Consider the following 16662-nt stretch of genomic DNA (forward strand, 5'->3'; position numbering starts at 1 on the left):
CGGTTCTCGGCGAACGTGCAGGTCATCATCGACGCCGACACACGCCTGGTCGTGGCCACCGCCCGTCCCGCCCCGGGCAACAAGGCCGACGCCCACGTCTGGCGCAGCTCCGGCCTGCCGGAGCAGTGCCAGGGCGTCACGGTGCTCGGCGACGGCGCCTACCTCAACACCGGCCTCGTCGTCCCGCACCGCAAACGGCCCGGCCGGCCCCTGCTGGCCGGCGAGGAAGCCGACAACAAGGAGCATCGCCGTGTCCGCGCGCGGGTCGAGCACGCGATCGGCCGTCTGAAGCACTACAAGATCCTCCGAGACTGCCGACAGCACGGCGACGGCCTCCACCACGCAGTCCAAGCCGTCGCACACATGCACAACCTCGCCCTGACCGCATGACCAGAACAGCCATGGCCGCGCCCTGACCTGCAAAATCACGGCATTCTGCAACGCGCTTTAGGCCCGGACGACGTGGTGGCCTGTGCCTTTCCGTACGGCTCGCCCCTGGCATCTGACAGGAACGCGTACGCGATGTCGGTGAAGCCCCGGGAGTGAAGGTGCTCGGCCTGCAGCAAGCCGATCCAGACACTGACGTCCGCGGGCGGCTCCTGCGAGATCACAGGGCAGCAGTTCCGCTCGATGTGAGCGATGTCCTCGGTGGACAGACCGCCCAGCTCGATGACTCCGGCAGGGCGCAGGCCCTCGACGAGGTTCATCAGCCGGCTCCGCCCCGGATCACCCTCTTCCTTGGGCCCCCGAGGTGCACGACGGCGTTGAATCCGCACTCCTCTACGTGGCTCGTAAGGGCCTCGATGAGGTCCTGGAACCGCATGTACGTCACATGAGGCACCACCACGACGATGAAGTCGCTGCGGCCCATGACCAGGGCCCGGCCGGCCGTCGAACGGACGTATCCCAACTCCGCTGCCGCCTGGCGCACCCGCTCGACGGTGTCGGGGCGATAGCGGTCGACCCGCTGGTCGTTGAGGACGTCGCTCACCGTGGTCCGGGACACCCCCGCGAGCCGGGCCACGTCCGCGCTGGTCGCTCTGCGGGCACGCGCGGATCTCTCCGCCCTCTCGCTGCCCGGTCGTACGGGCACCGATTCTCTCCAAGGGTCGAGCGGGAACGCGGTCCTCGCGAGGAGACCGATTTGTTCGACACATTTACGGGATTGAAGGAGTTCGCCTCTACGCCGTGTGCTCCTGTTCGTGGGCCTCGGCGAGCAGCAGGTATGCGGCTGCCGTCCAGGTGTAGGCGCGGTCGCGCAGCCCCGTGCCCGCCAGCGCGTCGAAGTTCTCCGCAAAACCGTGCGTCTCGCACAGGTTCCGGAAGCATGCGCTGATCTTGTCCGCCAGCCGCTGGTGTCCGGCGCGGCGCAGGCCGTCCTCGACCAGCACGGTGGCCGGTGCCCAGATCGGGCCGCGCCAGTAGCCGTCGGGACGGTAGTACTCGGAGGTCGGCAGTTCGGTGGCCAGGCCGTGTGCGGTCAGGTGGGCCTCGATCCGGACCGCGAGGGGCTTGGCCACGCTCTCGGGCAGATGCTCGCCGAGAACGATCGGCATCAGGTCCAGCAGACTGGAGCTTGCCCACCGCCGGCCGCTGTCGACGCCCCGGGCCAGGAATCGCTCCCCCGTCCACAGTTCGTCCAGCATCGCCTCCTGCGTCGACGTCGCGAGCCTCGTCCAGCGCCGGGACTCGTCGTCCAGGCCCAAGTCAGCCGCCAGCGTCGCGAGTTCATGCAGCTGAAGAACGAGGAAGGCGGCCAGGTCGGCGGTGACGACCAGGCGTTCGGGATCGAAGGTGGTGGCGTTGTCCCAGCCGCTGTCGTTGCCGTGCTGGTAGTGGGGCAGGGCGGCTCCCGACGTCCGGCGTGCCGTCAGCCAGAAGCCCGTCCAGCGCACCAAACGGCCGTATGCGTCTGCCAGTTCGGTACGGCTCAGGGGTTCGCCGAGCCTGCGCCGCAGCAGTCCCAGCGTCCAGCCGTGGATGGGTGGTTTGACGAAGTTGTACAGCACCTCGGAGTGGGTCACCGAGTCGGGCAGGGCCCCGCTCTCGTCCTGGTGGTCGAACGGCAGGCAGAACTGGTCCCAGGCCAGCACCGGCGCGCCGGGCGCCAGGGCCAGGGCGTTGAAGCAGTGGTCCCAGCTCCACACCTTGTCCATCCAGTGCTTGGACATCAGCACCCCGCTCCGGGTGACGAACCCGGCCGGCGCGACCGTCGCGGACCACAGGACGTAGGCGGCGAGTTCGGCCGCCGGTGTGCGGGACGAGCGCCAGGGGGCCACCTCGTCGGTGAATGCCGTGAAGGCGTGCTCTGCGGCGGTCACGACCTCGTCGAACGCCGCAGACGAAGTGCGGGGCCGTCGTGCGCTGTCCAGTTCCTCGACGGCCGCTTCCCAGGTGCCGCCCGCCGCCGCCGTGATCGTCAGACCGCGCTCCGCGCCGCCCAGCGCCTGGTCTCCCGAGACCTCGGCCGCGACGCCGGAGAGGACGGTGACGCGATAACGGCGGCCCGTCTCGTAGGCCGTGAACACATGTGCCCCGTCCACCGGGTCGTGGAAGAAATAGGTGCCCGTGAAAGGCGTCAGGGTGGACGCGGCCCCGGTGACCCGCAGGTTGAGGCCCCGCCCGCGCAGGCGCACGGTGTCCGGGGACTCGTGGACGAGGTCGATGCGGCCGCTGTCGCCGGTCCAGCTGAGCAGACTGGGTGTCGCCACCACACGGGTGTCCGTCCGCTCGCCCGTGGTGGCGTCCAGGGGGACGAACCGCAGGACGCCGTGCATGCCGTTCTGGTGGGAGACCAGGTGAAGGTCTTCGGCGTACGTCTTCTCGCCCAGGACTGGGGAGATGTCGAACCAGGATCCGTGTGTGCTGAAGGGGATGTCATGGACGGAGAAAACCGGGCCAGATCGGGCGGCGGTCATGAAAGTTCCACTCGTTTCTCGTACGGGACACGGACGGTCGGTCAGTCCTTCACGGCTCCGGCGCTCACTCCGGCGGCGACATAGCGCTGGGCGAGGACGAGGATGACGGCGGCCGGCAGGGAGGCGACGACGGCCGTGGCCATGATGGCGTTCCACTGCTGGTTGTTGTTGCCGATGTAGTGGTAGATGCCGAGGGTGATCGGCTCCTGTGAACCGCCGTTGACGAGGGTGCTGGCGAAGACGAAGTCGGACCAGGACCACAGGAATGCGAAAAGGGAGACCGTGACCACGGCGTTGCGACTCACGGGCAGCACGATCGACCAGAAGGTGCGCACGGGCCCCGCTCCGTCCGTCGTCGCGGCCTGGAGCAGTTCGCCCGGGATGCCGGACATGAAGGCGGTGAAGATCAGCACGGCGAAGGGGACGGCGAGCGTCGAGTCCGCGACGATCAGCCCGGGGACGGACTGGAGCAGACCGAGCTGGAGGTAGATGGCGTAGAAGCCCATCGCCATGATGATGCCGGGGATCATCTGCGCGACCAGGAAGAGGAAGCTGAGCACGCCGCCGCCCCGCGGGCGGAGCTTCGCCAGCGCGTAGCCGGCGGGTGCGGCCAGCGCCACGGTCAGCACAACCGTGCCCAGGCCGATGACGAGACTGGTGCCGAGATACGGCAACTGGTCGTCCAGGACGGCCCGGTAGCCGTCCAGCGTGCCGTGCACGGGGAACAGGTCGGGCGGACTCTTGCGGATGTCCTGGTCACGGGTGAAGGACGCGTTCACCATCCAGTAGACCGGAAAGAGCATGATGCCCGTCAGGAGGACCCCGATGGCCGTCTTCCACCAGGTGGAGCGCCCTGCCCGGCGCGGGCGAAGGCCGGTCGCGATGCTGGTCATGAGGCGTACTGCTTTCGCTGGACCCTCAGATACACCAGGCCGAAGACCAGGGCGGCGGCGACCAGCAGATTACCGACGGCCGCTCCGGGACCGAAGGCGGGCAGCAGGTTGCCGAAACCGAGCCGGTAGGACCAGGTGGCGAAGGTGGTGGAGGAGTCGGCCGGACCGCCCTTGGTCATGATCCAGATGATGTCGAAGACCTTGAGCGTATAGACGAGACCCAACAGCAGGGTGATCGCGGAGACCGGCCGCAGCAGCGGGAACGTGATGTGCCAGAAACGCCGCCAGGCTCCCGCGCCGTCGAGCGCTGCGGCCTCGTACAGGCTGTCGGGGATCGACTGCAGGCCGCTGTAGAGCACGACCAGGTTGAAGGGGATGCCGATCCAGACGTTGGCGATGATCACCGAGACCAGCGACCAGGACGGTGACGTCAGCCAGTTCACCGGGGCGGCGCCGATGGCGTGCAGGGCGGCGTTGACCACCCCCGAGTCGCTGTTGAGCATCCACGACCAGGTGGACGCGGACACGATGAGCGGCAGCAGCCACGGTACGAGGAACAGGGCGCGCAGGGTGGCCGAGAGCCGGAAGTGCTGGTTGAAGAAGACCGCGAGGGCCAGACCGATGGCGTACTGGAAGAACAGGCACACGATCGTGAACACCACGGTGTGGGTCAGCGCCGGGCCGAAGGTCGGATCGTCGAAGACGGTGCGGTAGTTGGCGAGTCCGGAGAAGGGTGCGTCGCCCTGGACGAAGGACCGGACGGTGTAGTTGCGCAGGCTGAGGTCGAGGTTGCGATAGAGCGGATAGGCGTAGAAGAGGCCGAGGTAGAGCGTGACCGGGGCGAGGAAGGCCCAGGCGGCCCACTGCTGGGAGGCCGGGCTGCGGCGGCGCCGGGGCGAGGTACCGGCCGGAGCCGGGGCGGCGGTGGCCGCCCCGCTCCCGTCGAGCACGGGCCCGCGCTCCGCCATGTGCGTCGTGCGGTTCATCGACAGTCCCTACGATCGGGTCACTTGGCGGCACTCTGGGCCGCGGCGAGTGCGTCCTTCGGGGACTTGGCCCCGCTCAGGGCTGTCTGGACCGCCTTCCACATCTGCTCGGAGATCTTGGGGTACTTGGTGCCGAGGTCGTCGCTGGTGCGCCCCTTGGCCGCCTTGACCGCGTCGACCCACGGCTTCAGCTTGGCGTTCGATGCGACCTGCTTGTCCTGCACGGCACTGACCGGGGCCACGTACGACAGCGTGGTGTCGGTCTCGTACAGGTTGGCGTCGTTGGTCAGGCAGGAGACCAGCTTGCGCGAGGTGGCGTAGCGACCGGTGTCCTTCTGGACGGGGAGGGTGACGAACTCGCCGCCGGTCGGGGCCGCGGCGTTGCCGCCGGAGGCCGCGGGTATCGGCAGCACGCCGTAGTCGAAGCCGGCCTTGTCGGCGTTGGCGAGCTGCCAGGTGCCGTTCTCGGCGAAGGCGTAGTCGCCGGTGGCGAACTCCTGCCAGCTGGTGGTCTGGGTGTTGTTGAGCACCGAGTTGGGCGCGTAGCCCTTCTTCAGCCAGTTGCCCCACAGGCTCAGCGCCGAGTCGCCCTGGGCGGAGTCGAGCTGGGTGAGCTTGCCGCCCGCGCCCCAGAACCAGGGCAGGAACTGGAAGCTGCCCTCCTCGGTGCCGATGGCGGAGAAGGTGATGCCCTTCTTGCCCGACTTCTTGGCCTTGTCGAGGGCCGCCGTGAGGGAGGCCCAGTCCTTGACGGAGGCGATGTCGACGCCGGCCTTCTTCAGGACGTCCTTGTTGTAATAGAGCGCGAGGGTGTTGGCACCGATGGGGGTCCCGTAGGTCTTGCCGCCGGACTGTCCGGCGGCCAGCAGGTTGGGGTCGACCTTCGAGGTGTCCACCTTGTTGTCCGCGGTGGTGGTCAGGACGCCTGCCTCCGCCAGGGTCGACACCACCGGGTTGTCCACGATCATGACGTCCGGGGAATTGCCCTGCTGCGCCGCCAGCAGCGCCTTGTTCGCCAGGTCGCTCGTGTCGAACGCGGTCCGCTTGATCTTGACTCCGGCCTCGGTGCCGCAGCCGTCCAGCAGCTTCGCCCAGGCCGAGCCCTTCGCGAACTGCGGGTAGGGGTCCCAGATGGTGTACGTACCCTTGCTGTCCCCGTTCGCTGACGAGCTGCCGCCGGACGAGCAGGCGGTGGTCGCGGTGGCGATGGCGACGACGGTCAGGGCCGCGGCGGTCAGCCGCCGTCCGGTGGATCCGTTCATGACGCGTTCCTTCGTGTTTTCGGCAAGGGCATGCCGAAGGTGCGGGTCGGGAAGCCGTCGGCCGGGTGTGGGCCGACGAGCGAGCGGAACTGGACGTGGGGAGAAGTTCGAGGGTGTCAGGCACCCGCGCCCGGGGCCCCGAGAGCGGGGCCGGTGCTGGAGCGCAGGGAAATGGGCGGGGCGAGCATGTGGTGGCGCGCGGCGGCGACGGGCTGGTCCAGCCGCTCGACGAGCAGTTCGACCGCGAGGCGTCCCATCTCCTCCGCCGGTACGTCGGCAGCAGTCAGCTGGGGGGTCACCGTCTCCGCCCAGCGGCTGGCGACGACGCCGGTGACGGAGAAGTCGCGCGGCACATGGCGGCCGGCCGCCGCCAGTCCCCGGTAGATGCCGCCCAGGGCCGCCTCGTTGAGCGTGACCAGTGCCGTGGTGCCCGGGTCGTTGTGCAGGATCTGCTCGACGCAGGCCTCCCCGGCAGGGGCGTCGTCGCCGCAGCAGTAGGTCTGCACGTCGAGCCCGCGCTCGGCCGCAGCCTTGGTGAAACCCTCCAGGCCGCGGTGCGCCGATTCGTATCCGGCACGCAGCAGTCGCTCGGGCCGGTTCACGAAGGCGATCCTGCGGTGGCCGAGGTCGGCGAGGTGGTGGACGCACGCGGTAGTGAGCGTGGTGTGGTCGAGGCCTACCCACCAGTCGCCGTCCGGGCGCGCCGTACGCCCTATGCAGACGGCAGGGAAGTTCTCGGCGACGAGGTGGTCGATCCGGTCGTCCTCGAGCCTGATCTCCATCAGGATGGCGCCGTCGACCCGACGCTCGGCCAGCAGCCGCTGGAACGAACGGTCGCTGTCCGCTCCGCTCGGCGAGAGCAGGACGTCGTAGTCGTAGGCCGCCGCTGCCTCCACCACGCTGCCGATGAAGTCGAGCTGCATACCGGTGTAGTGGTTGCCGGCCGGCGGGAAGACCAGGCCGAGGGTGCTGGTGCGGCCGTTGGCCAGGGCGCGGGCGCTCGCGTTGGGCCGATAGCCCAGTTCGTCGATGACGCGCTGGATCTTCCGCCGGGTGTCCTCCGAAACCGGGCGTTTGCCGCTGAGCGCGTACGACACGGTGCTCCGGGACACACCGGCCCGCCGGGCGATCTCACCGATGTTCACGGGACTCCTTCGTCGAACCGGTTCGAGACGAGCGACTCGGCTGTCGAACCGGTTCGCGTCAGGGGGAAGTTAGGAGCGCGGAACGCCCGTGTCAACCCCTCCTCCACGATTCCGCGGAGAGTCATCTTGTCCCTGTTCAAGGTATTGCTGATCTGTTTCCGACGGTGCTAGCTTCCCGGCGAACCGGTTCGACCCGGCCGCGTCACGCGACGATGTCAGCCGCCGCGGCCCCTGCTGCCCGGGTCACCTCACATCGAATGGGTCGGCCCGGCCCCTCCAAAAATCCCCCCGAACATCCGGGAGAGCCGCATGCTGCTGCGTTCACCACGTCCGCAGTCCAGATCCGCCCAGACACCCGAGCGCCCGAGACGCCGCCCCCGTCGGCGGCGTGGCGCAGCCGTCGTCAGCGTTCTGCTGACCGCTCTGGCGACGAGCCTGCTGCCCGCCGCCTCCTCGCGTGCCGCCGACACCGGCGTCACGGTCGACTTCGCCACGGCCGGCAGTGCCCCCACTTACCACGCCTCCGGAATGATCTACGGCATGACGCCGGACGGCTCGCTCCCGCAGGACCACTTCTTCAAGGACATCAAGTGGCACTTCATGCGGGCCGGCGGCGCACAGCTCAACAGCGGCGGCTACGCCACCAGCCTCGCCGACTACCAGACCCGCTGGAACTCGACCCTGGCGCAGTACAAGCGGACCGCCGCCCTCGGCGGCACCTTCGTGCTGCTCCCGCACGACCTGTGGGGCGCGGACGGCACCACCAGCCAGGGCTGGCCTGGCGACAACGGGGACTGGACGCAGTTCGACAACTTCGTCGCCCAGCTCATCAGCGATGTCAAAGCCAACAACATGACCGTCGAGTGGGACCTGTGGAACGAACCCGACGGCAGCAACTTCTGGGGCCGCTCCCAGAGCCAGTACCTGCAGATGTGGTCCCGGTTCTACGCCAAGGTCCGCTCGGCCTTCCCCGGCCAGCTCATCGTCGGACCCAGCACCGCGGGCCAGCCCAACTCCTCCAACTCCTGGTGGACGACGTACCTGAACTACGTCAAGGCCAACAACGTCGCCCCGGACATCTACAGCTGGCACGACGAGCCCGGTGACCCGGTCACGGACGTCGGCCGCGCCAACTCCACGCTCTCCGCGGCCGGGCTCACCAACACCCGCCCGTACCAGATCAACGAGTACGCCACGCTGTCCATGCAGTCCCCGGGCGGCGGAGCCTGGTTCACGGGCCGCCTGGAACGGGCCGGCGCCGACGGCCTGCGCGGCAACTGGGGCGGCGGCACCAACCTGCACGACTACGAGGCCAACCTGCTCACCAAGAACAGCGCCGGGCAGTACCTCCCGCTCGGCGAGTGGTTCACGTACCGCTACTACGGCTCCCAGACCGGAAACATCGTCAACCTGATCCCCGGCACCGGCACCGACGGACTGGCCACCAAGGACAACACCGCCAGGAACGCCAAGATCCTGCTCGGCAGTAACGGCAACACCGGAACCGTCACCGTCAACCTCACCGGACTGAACACCACATCGGTGGTGGAGAACGGGCAGGTCCGCGCAGTCGTCCAACGTGTCCCCTACAACAACGGCGCCGCGGTGACCGGACCCGAGACGATCTCCGACACCACGCTGAGCGTCAGCAACAACGCGGCCTCGCTCAGCATCCCCTGGTCCAACGCCAAGGACGGCTACACCGTCACCCTGCTCCCGCCGTCCAACACCACCGTCTCCACCGTCGCGGTCAGCGAGAACAGCGGTCAGTGCCTGGACGACACCAACCTGAGCACCGCCAACGGCACCCAGTACCAGCAGTGGTACTGCGAGGGCGGCTACCAGCAGATGCTCGACCTCAAACCGGTCAGCGGCAGGACCAACACCTACACCGTGGTCAACGAGCTCAGCGGCAAGTGCCTCGACATCTCGGGGGCCTCCACCGCCGACGGTGCCGCCGTCATCCAGTACACCTGCAGCGGAGGCACCAACCAGCAGTTCACCCTCAGCCCCGTCACCGCGCTCGGCAACAGCAAGGACTACCAGCTGGTCGCCGTCCACAGCGGCAAGTGCGTCGACGTCAGCAACGTGTCCACCGCGGCCGGTGCCCTGGTCCATCAGTGGACCTGCGACGCGGCGAGCGCGCTGAGCACCAAGAAGAACCAGATCTGGCGGCTGCAGGGCAAGGCCTGACCCTGTGCCGGGGGACAGCTAGCAGCTCACGGGAGCACGCCAGACGGCGACGATCACGTCGATCAGTCCGGTGGCGGTACTGTTCCAGCTCTCCCGCGCTGTGGGAACACCCGCAGCCAGGGCGCGCTCCCGTTCCGCGCACGCCTGGAGGATCAGATGGCGTGCCATGGCGATCCGCTCCGCCAGCACCGCGGGCGGCAGCTCCGGCAAGTAGCGGTTCAGGCGTGCGAGCAGCTCCCACATGGCGGGGGAAGCGAAGATCTCCTCGACCATCAGGGTGTGGAGTACCGGGTCGCCCATGACCTGGACGCAGAACCGCGCGTACCAGCTGGGGGTGCCCCGGGCCGCCAGGTACTCCGGAACGGGTCGCACCAGACAGGCCACCAGGTCGCGCAGGTCGGTGGAGTTCAGGGTCTCGGCCACGAGCCGTGCCCTGATCTCCTCGACCTGCGACGCGTGGCGGCGGACTATGGCGCGGATCAGGTCGGTCTTGGTGCCGAAGTGGTAGCTCACCGCGGCGTTGTTCCCCTGCCCGGCGGCCTCGCTGATCTGCCGGTTCGCGACCGCGTGCACACCGCGCTCGGCGAACAGCCGCTCCGCCGCGTCCAGGATCAACTCACGCGTACCGCGGGCCACTTCGTTTCGTGTCGCGCCGACCGCCGTGGTCATCGAACCTCCCTCGACTCGATGTCGTCGATCAATCAGGCAACATCACTCAACCAAAGTAAGTCAATCGATTGATTTAGAAAAGGAAAAGTGCGAACTGCCCGGCCTCACGTCACGGCCCCGGGGTCACCGGCGCCTGCCAGATCGCGACGATCGCGTCGATCAGGCCACCCGCAGCCTCCTGCCACGAGCCCCGGGGCGTGGGGGTCCCTTCGGCCAGTGCCCGCTCCCGCTCCACGCACATCTGCGTTATCAGATGGCGGGTCATGGCGACGCGCTCGGCGTGCACACCCGGGGGCAGGTCCCCCAGACAGCTGTTGAGGCCGTCCTGCACCGCGCGCAGCGTAGGAGAAGCCTCATAGAACGCTTCGTAGGCGATGGACTGCAGAGCGGGATCGGCGGTGACCTGCCCGATGAAGCGGGCGTACCAGCTTGGACTGCCCAGCGACTCCAGGTGGCCGGTGACCGACCGGACGGCACACGCCACCCAGTCCCGAACGTCGTTCGAATGGCCGATCTCGGCGAGCTGCCGGGCGCGGAGGCCGTCGATCTGCACGGCATGCTTGTACACGATGGCGCGCACCAGATCGGATTTTGTACCGAAGTGATACGTGACCGCGGCATTGTTGCCCTGCCCGGCGGCTTCGCTGATCTGCCGGTTCGCGACCGCGTACACACCGTGCTCGGCGAACAGCCGCTCCGCCGCGTTCAACAGCGCCTCGCGCGTCGCGCTGACCTGCTCGTCGCGCCTGGTCTTGCCTGCCATCACCACCACCACATCGGGACACGGACCGATCCGTGACGGCCAGTCCCGCACGGCCGCCACTGATTACCGGCTGAGCCGGGAAGGACAAACGACAAAAGCGTACGCAATGTGAAGCCGACCATGGTCAGACATCCCCGCACAAGGCGGTCTTCGTCAGCCCTGTCACCTGCCGTATCAAACCTCTCACGATCTGCGCACCCCTACCCATCCTTACCATGTTCGGCACGACTCACAGACCCCTACTTGAACACGTGGCCACCTCGGACCACATTTTAAATCAACCCATTGATTTAAATCATCCCTCGACGGGTTCGCCGGCGACCGCCTGCACAGACGGATCCAACCATGTCCGACACCCCCACCCAGACCTCGGACGCCACAGGGGCAGCCCCACCGAAAACGGGCATCATCGTGACGGTGCTGGCGTTCGCCGGAATCGTGGTCTCGCTGATGCAGACCCTGGTGATCCCCATCGTCCCGGAGCTCCCCAAGCTCCTCGACGCCCCCGCGTCCGACGCCGCCTGGGCCGTCACCGCGACTCTGCTCGCCGCCGCCGTGGCCACGCCGATCGCCGGACGCCTCGGCGACATGTACGGCAAGCGCCGCATGCTCCTGGTCAGCCTGGTCATGGTCACGGCAGGCTCGTTCTTCGTCGCGCTGAGCGACTCCCTCACGCCGATGATCATCGGGCGTCTGCCGCAGGGCTTGTCCGCAGGTGTCATTCCGCTGGGTCTCAGCATCATGCGGCGCGGTCCACGCCGAACCAGCAGGCCAGCACGTCATGAGTGGTGCCGTGGCGCAGATTCACCAAGGTGACCAGCAGTCGGTCGACGTAGACGAACTTGTGCTTCACCCCGGCTCCCACAGCCCGTCGCCGCGGTCGGGCCGTCAGGCGTGCCTGATGCTGGTGGTGCCACAACGGCCCCACCTCAGCAACGAGTTCAGCAATCACCGTCGGCGACAACCCGGTGACCCGGTACTCCGCCACGATCAACTCACGTGCACCAGCCCCCACCATGCCCAGTTCCTTAAGAATCAGTGGCGGTCCAGGAGGACCAGGCACGGCTGATACCAGACTGCTGGACAATGGCGACGGTCCAGGAGGACCCGGCATGGCTGATGCCCGGTTGCTGTTGTTGTGGCTTTCGTTGAATGGCCACCTGGTCCTCCGGGACGCTCTGTGTTGCTGATTGAGATCTGCGGTCATCGCTGGTTAAGGGCCTGCTGCGGAGTGTTCCAAGGGACCAACGAAAAGGTCAGCAAGGAACGGAGCCGTATCAGTGGACAATCGGAGCGAACGCATATGGGCCGGAATCGACGTCGGCAAGAGCCACCACTGGGCCGTAGCGATCAACGCCGCCGGTGAAGCAGTCTTCTCCCGGAAGATCCCGAACGACGAGTCGGAGATCCTCAGCCTCATCGCCACCGCCTGCGAAACCGCAGACGAAGTCCGGTGGGCAGTCGACCTGAGGGGCAAGACCGCAACACTGCTGCTGGTCCTGCTCGCCGCCCACAACCAGCAGATCACCTACGTGCCGGGCCGGAGCGTGAGCCGTGCCGCCGAAGGCTACCGTGGCGAGGGAAAGACGGACGCGAAGGACGCCCTGATCATCGCGGACATGGCCCGCGTCCGGCGGGACTTCAGCACGATCACGATCCCGCCCGAACAGGTCTGCACCCTCCGGCTTCTGACCGCCAACCGACGCGATCTGATCGCGGACCGAGTCCGCCTCATCAACCGGATGCGCGACCTGCTGTGCGGAATCAGCCCGGCCCTGGAGGGCGCCTTCGACTATGCCCGCTCCAAGGGCGCAGTCGTCATGCTGACGCACTATCAAACCCCTACTGCCCTGCGACGCACCGGCGTGAAACGGCTGGCCACGTGGCTTCAGCATCGCAAGGTCCGCAGCCCCCAGAAATCGCGGAGAAGGCCGTCGAAGCGGCGAATCAGCAACACACCGTCCTGCCGGGCGAGACCCGTGCCGCAGCCCTTCTGGCTGAGCTGGCCCACCAACTGCTCGCGCTCGACGGACGGATCACGGCCACCGACCACGAGATCCGCGAAACCTTCCGCGCCGACATCATCGAGTCGCTGCCCGGCATGGGCCCCATCCTGGGCGCCGAGTTCATCGCTGTCGCCGGAGATCTGTCGTCCTACCGCGACGCGGGCCGCTTGGCTGCCCACGCCTGCCTGGCCCCCGTCCCGCGCGACTCCGGACGCCGCACAGGCAACCTACACCGGCCCCAACGGTACGATCGCCGCCTGCGCTGGGTCTTTTACCTCTCGGCACAGAGCGCCATGATGCATCCCGGCCCCTCCAGAGACTTCTACCTGCGCAAACGGTCCGAGGGGCTGCGTCACGTCCAGGCCATCCTGGCTCTCGCCCGCCGCCGCGTCGACATGCTGCGGGCGATGCTCCGAGACCACCGCCGCTACACACTCACCCCAGCGCCAGCCCCGGCCAGCAGCTGAAGCTCCCGCCTCCTGCGGCACTTGACAGGTCATTGAGATTCAACGAGCGGCCTGGCCGCCGAGCCACGGCCTGCCGTGCACGAGGTCGTAAAGCGCGTTGCACAAGGCTCTGAGCTGGGCATCTCCCTTGCATGGCTGGTGCATTCAAGGCTGAGCGGGTGCGGGTGGAGACGTTCCCGGGGCTGCGGTTGACGCAGTTCTCGGGTCTGCTGAAGGTGGTGCGGGAGCGGGGCGGCAACGGCACGTTGCGGGGTCGGCCGTGGTCACCGCCGCTGGCCGAGCGGGTGCTGCTGGTCGGCGTGCACTAGGGGCTGTTCGGAGTTCGGATCTTGTTGATGCTCGGTGGTGTGCTGGTCCGGGCTGGTAGAAGTCGCGTGTGGCGCGTTTTGATGTGACGGATGCCGAGTGGGTGTTGATCGAGGCTCGTCTGCCGGTGGCGGCGACGGGTCCGCTGCCGCGGCGGGTGCGGGACCAGTTCAACGGGGTGTTGTGGAGGTTCCGTACTGGTAGCGGCTGGCGTGATGTCCCGGAGCGCTACGGGCCCTGGTCCACGGTGTACTCGCGGTTCAGCGCCTGGTCGAAGGCCGGGGTGTTCCAGGCGTTGATGGACGGCCTGATCGCCGAGGCGGCCGCACGCGGGCGGGTCGGGCTGGAACTGGTCAGTGTGGATTCCACGATCGTGCGGGCGCATCACGAATCGGCAGGCCTGGCGATCGCCGGGGAGACCCTGGACGCTCTCGAACAGGCCCTGACCGAGGAAAAGGGGGTTCCGCTGCCGGAGCAGGGACCCGTTCTGCGGGTGATGCGCCGCGGGCCGCACCCGGTGCGGGCGATGCAGAGGAGAAGGACCGGAAGCGGTCCGCGACACGGCGCCGTCGCCGGGCACGTGCGAAGGCCGCCATGCTCGGCAGGTCCAGAGGCGGACTGAGCAGCAAGGTCCATGCTGCGGTCGACGCGGCGGGTCTGCCTCTGGTGCTCGTGCTGACCCCGGGCCAGGCTGCGGACTGCCCGCAGTTCCGGGCGGTACTGGACCGGGTCCGTGTCGCAGGTCCGAGGGGCCGCCCGCGCACCCGGCCCGGTGCGGTGGCCGCCGACAAGGTCTACTCGTCCAAGGACAACCGCGCCTACCTGCGCAGACGCGGGATCACCGCAGTCATCCCGGAAAAGGACGACCAGGTGGCCAACCGCCGCAGGAAGGGCTCGGCCGGCGGTCGCCCCGTCGCCTTCGACGCGCACCGCTACAGGCAGCGCAACACCGTGGAACGCTGCTTCCAGAAGATCAAGACCTGGCGCGGACTCGCCACCCGCTACGACAAGTCCCCCGAGAGCTACGAGGCAGGACTGCACCTCAGAGCATCGCTCATGTGGTTGAAGCACATCACCTCAACCACATGATCCAAACCCCGAACAGCCTCTAGTCCCAGACGGACATCACGGGCAGAACCACCTCCGGTCGGTGAACTCACGCATCATTCTCCCCTGGTGATCGTCGTAATCGCCGCGTCGGCAGACGGGAAAGAGGCACGGGGTACGCGTAGGGCCCCGGACATCCGAGGGGATGTCCGGGGCCCGGAAGCAATCAACACAGGTGCAGCTACAGCTGCATCGGCCGTTACGGGGCCTGGGGTGCGCTCTTCTTGCGCAGGAAGAACACCGCGCCGCCGCCGACCGCGACGAGGACCAGCGCGATACCGGCGATCAGCGGGGTGGCGCTGCTGCCACCGGTCTGGGCGAGATCGCCGCCCGTGGTCTCACCGGAGCCGGAGGAGCCACCGGTCGAGGCCGCGCTCGGGCCGCCCGATGGCGACGTGGAGGTCCCGGTGCCGGGCGTGTCGGTCGAACCACCGGTCGTGCCGCCGCCACCGGTGGTGCTGGCGGTCTCGCAGTCCCGTACGCCTTCGAAGGTCTCCTCGAAGCCGTTGGCGCCCTTGACGACGATCTTGTACGCCTCGTCCTCGCCGACCGGGACCGTGGTGGTCTCCGACCCGCCCGGCTGTACCGTCAGCTCCTTGTCGTCGACGGTGTAGGCGAACGGCTTGTCACCCTCGTTGGAGACGGTGACGTCCACGCCGCCCTTCGCGCAGTTGACCACGGCGTGCGCCGCCGGGATCGGGCCCTTGGCGGCCCAGTTGGCGGTGGCCGTGGAGGTCACGCTGCTCTCGGTGGAACCGGCCACGATCTGGGTCTGGCTGCGCTTGTCGCCCTCGCCGCTGGTGAAGACGCGGCCGACGGGGACCTTCGTGCTGGCCTTGGCGGTCAGCGAGGTGGTGCCGTCCGGGGTGCCGGCTGGAACGTCGAAGAACACATCGTCGCCGTCCTTGGCGCTCGTCACCTCCGAACCCTTCTTGTCGACGAGCTTGACGCCGGCCGGGGTGCCGGGACTCGTGGCGATCTGTACGGAGCCCGCGTTGGTGCTGACCGTCACCGGTCCGAGCTTCTCGCCCGACTTGCCGGAGACGGCGGGCGGGTTGAGGCTGAGGGACGCGTCGGGCTCCGCGGAGTGCGTGGCGTTCTCCTGGAGGTAGTCGGCCAGCTTCTCCGACCTCTTGTCCTCAGCCGTCACATCGAGATGGTCGGAGAAGCGCCAGATGGCGACCTGCGTACCCGCGGCGGCCTGCTCCGCCGTCAGCCTGCCGTTGTCCACCCCGGCGGCCCTGGCCAGCGCGTTGAGGTCGGTCACGTTGGGGTAGGAGTTCTCCAGAATCCAGTTGATCTTCCCCGCGTCCGGATTGGATTCGAGGGAAGAGGACTTCCAGGGGACTTCTTGGTATTTCGCGAAGTTCTTGGCCGGCTGGTGGATGTCGACGCAGTAGGTCTGGATCCGCCCTCCATTATCCAGCTTCATTCCGTACAGCCCGGCTATGGTCCTCTGAAGCCGACCGTCCTGCTTGACGAACGCGACCTGGAAGGCACCGTCCACCGGCCCGCCCAGCGTGGCGGAAGCTCCTCCGGCGTTCGACGCGGATTCATCCGCGAACGCAGCTCCCGCGCTGGCCAGGGCACCACCCGTTAGCACGCCGGCGGCCAAAACAGCGACGGCGAGCCGAGAGATCCCGCCGCTTCCCACTCTGTACATGTGTTTCCCCTCCGGGCGAGGCCCACTTGGCTGGTCCGCCGGGCGCGCCTCGCCTGCGAGTAGTTCGAGCTACTCGCCAAACCCTAGGAAACGCTTTTTACAAACAAACGGACAAAAACTTTTGGTGATCATTCCGAATCAGAATCGTTATGCACCCCGGGTACACCTTCCGGGAATGTCTACATATCTTCAATGTCGTTGTTGCAATGTGAAGGGATTGAAAAGACCTTGAAAAGAAACCATATAGATACCGAACGGTCAAGGTTAACCTTTTGACCCCCTGA

At 67.7% G+C, this 16662-nt stretch carries 13 protein-coding genes and 4 pseudogenes; 6 read left to right on the plus strand and 11 right to left on the minus strand.

The window, feature by feature from the left end; genetic code table 11:
* Positions 1 to 390 (plus strand): transposase family protein (locus ABZ490_RS23650; protein ID WP_358993091.1); only part of this gene is annotated, 390 nt, incomplete at its 5' end.
* A gap of 35 nt (positions 391 to 425) precedes the next feature.
* Here ABZ490_RS23650 and ABZ490_RS23655 read toward each other — a convergent pair.
* The 7 genes from ABZ490_RS23655 to ABZ490_RS23685 all read right to left on the minus strand — a co-directional run bounded on the left by ABZ490_RS23655 (position 426) and on the right by ABZ490_RS23685 (position 7204).
* On the minus strand, positions 426 to 707 hold the full coding sequence (locus tag ABZ490_RS23655; RefSeq protein ID WP_358993093.1) for a hypothetical protein: 282 nt from the start codon (positions 705 to 707) through the stop codon (positions 426 to 428).
* Entirely contained in the window at positions 707 to 1093 is a 387-nt protein-coding gene (locus ABZ490_RS23660) for a LacI family DNA-binding transcriptional regulator (RefSeq protein WP_358993096.1), read from the minus strand. The genes ABZ490_RS23655 and ABZ490_RS23660 overlap by 1 nt, the downstream gene beginning before the upstream one ends.
* An 88-nt stretch (positions 1094 to 1181) precedes the next feature.
* Entirely contained in the window at positions 1182 to 2918 is a 1737-nt protein-coding gene (locus tag ABZ490_RS23665; protein WP_358993099.1) for a trehalase family glycosidase, read from the minus strand.
* 41 nt (positions 2919 to 2959) lie between these two features.
* Complete coding sequence (locus tag ABZ490_RS23670; RefSeq protein WP_358993102.1) at positions 2960 to 3811, minus strand: carbohydrate ABC transporter permease; 852 nt, start codon at positions 3809 to 3811, stop codon at positions 2960 to 2962.
* Positions 3808 to 4797 (minus strand): sugar ABC transporter permease, encoded by a 990-nt coding sequence (locus ABZ490_RS23675; protein ID WP_358993105.1) that lies wholly within the window; start codon positions 4795 to 4797, stop codon positions 3808 to 3810. The genes ABZ490_RS23670 and ABZ490_RS23675 overlap by 4 nt, the downstream gene beginning before the upstream one ends.
* Before the next feature lie 20 nt (positions 4798 to 4817).
* Positions 4818 to 6059, minus strand: coding sequence for an extracellular solute-binding protein (locus ABZ490_RS23680; protein WP_358993108.1), 1242 nt, complete (start codon positions 6057 to 6059; stop codon positions 4818 to 4820).
* A gap of 116 nt (positions 6060 to 6175) precedes the next feature.
* Complete coding sequence (locus ABZ490_RS23685; RefSeq protein WP_358993111.1) at positions 6176 to 7204, minus strand: LacI family DNA-binding transcriptional regulator; 1029 nt, start codon at positions 7202 to 7204, stop codon at positions 6176 to 6178.
* Between the two features lie 309 nt (positions 7205 to 7513).
* Between ABZ490_RS23685 and ABZ490_RS23690 the strand changes: the two genes are divergently transcribed.
* Positions 7514 to 9397: an RICIN domain-containing protein gene (locus ABZ490_RS23690; protein WP_358993114.1), complete on the plus strand. Its 1884-nt coding sequence runs from the start codon at positions 7514 to 7516 to the stop codon at positions 9395 to 9397.
* 18 nt (positions 9398 to 9415) lie between these two features.
* On the opposite strand, the gene ABZ490_RS23695 is transcribed toward ABZ490_RS23690, so the two are convergent.
* Positions 9416 to 10066: a TetR family transcriptional regulator gene (locus tag ABZ490_RS23695; protein WP_358993117.1), complete on the minus strand. Its 651-nt coding sequence runs from the start codon at positions 10064 to 10066 to the stop codon at positions 9416 to 9418.
* A gap of 109 nt (positions 10067 to 10175) precedes the next feature.
* A complete protein-coding gene (locus tag ABZ490_RS23700; RefSeq protein ID WP_358993120.1) occupies positions 10176 to 10829 on the minus strand; it encodes a TetR family transcriptional regulator in 654 nt (217 codons plus the stop codon).
* A 345-nt stretch (positions 10830 to 11174) separates the two neighbouring features.
* On the opposite strand from ABZ490_RS23700, the pseudogene ABZ490_RS23705 reads away from it, so the two are divergent.
* Positions 11175 to 11573: pseudogene (locus ABZ490_RS23705) on the plus strand (MFS transporter); the annotation flags it as partial.
* Here the strand turns inward: ABZ490_RS23705 and ABZ490_RS23710 are convergent.
* Positions 11569 to 12036: a transposase family protein gene (locus ABZ490_RS23710; protein WP_358993123.1), complete on the minus strand. Its 468-nt coding sequence runs from the start codon at positions 12034 to 12036 to the stop codon at positions 11569 to 11571. The pseudogene ABZ490_RS23705 and the gene ABZ490_RS23710 overlap by 5 nt on opposite strands.
* A 73-nt stretch (positions 12037 to 12109) precedes the next feature.
* Here ABZ490_RS23710 and ABZ490_RS23715 point away from each other — a divergent pair.
* The 3 pseudogenes from ABZ490_RS23715 (at position 12110) to ABZ490_RS23725 (ending at position 14697) form a co-directional block, all read left to right on the plus strand.
* A pseudogene (locus ABZ490_RS23715) lies at positions 12110 to 13302 on the plus strand (IS110 family transposase).
* A gap of 131 nt (positions 13303 to 13433) precedes the next feature.
* A pseudogene (locus tag ABZ490_RS23720) lies at positions 13434 to 13607 on the plus strand (IS5/IS1182 family transposase); the annotation flags it as partial.
* A gap of 71 nt (positions 13608 to 13678) precedes the next feature.
* Positions 13679 to 14697 (plus strand): annotated as a pseudogene (locus tag ABZ490_RS23725) (IS5 family transposase).
* A 217-nt stretch (positions 14698 to 14914) separates the two neighbouring features.
* Here the strand turns inward: ABZ490_RS23725 and ABZ490_RS23730 are convergent.
* Positions 14915 to 16378: a thioester domain-containing protein gene (locus ABZ490_RS23730; RefSeq protein WP_358993127.1), complete on the minus strand. Its 1464-nt coding sequence runs from the start codon at positions 16376 to 16378 to the stop codon at positions 14915 to 14917.
* Positions 16379 to 16662 lie beyond the last annotated feature (284 nt).

This window comes from Streptomyces sp. NPDC005811 (assembly GCF_040630405.1).
Taxonomy (GTDB): Bacteria; Actinomycetota; Actinomycetes; order Streptomycetales; family Streptomycetaceae; genus Streptomyces.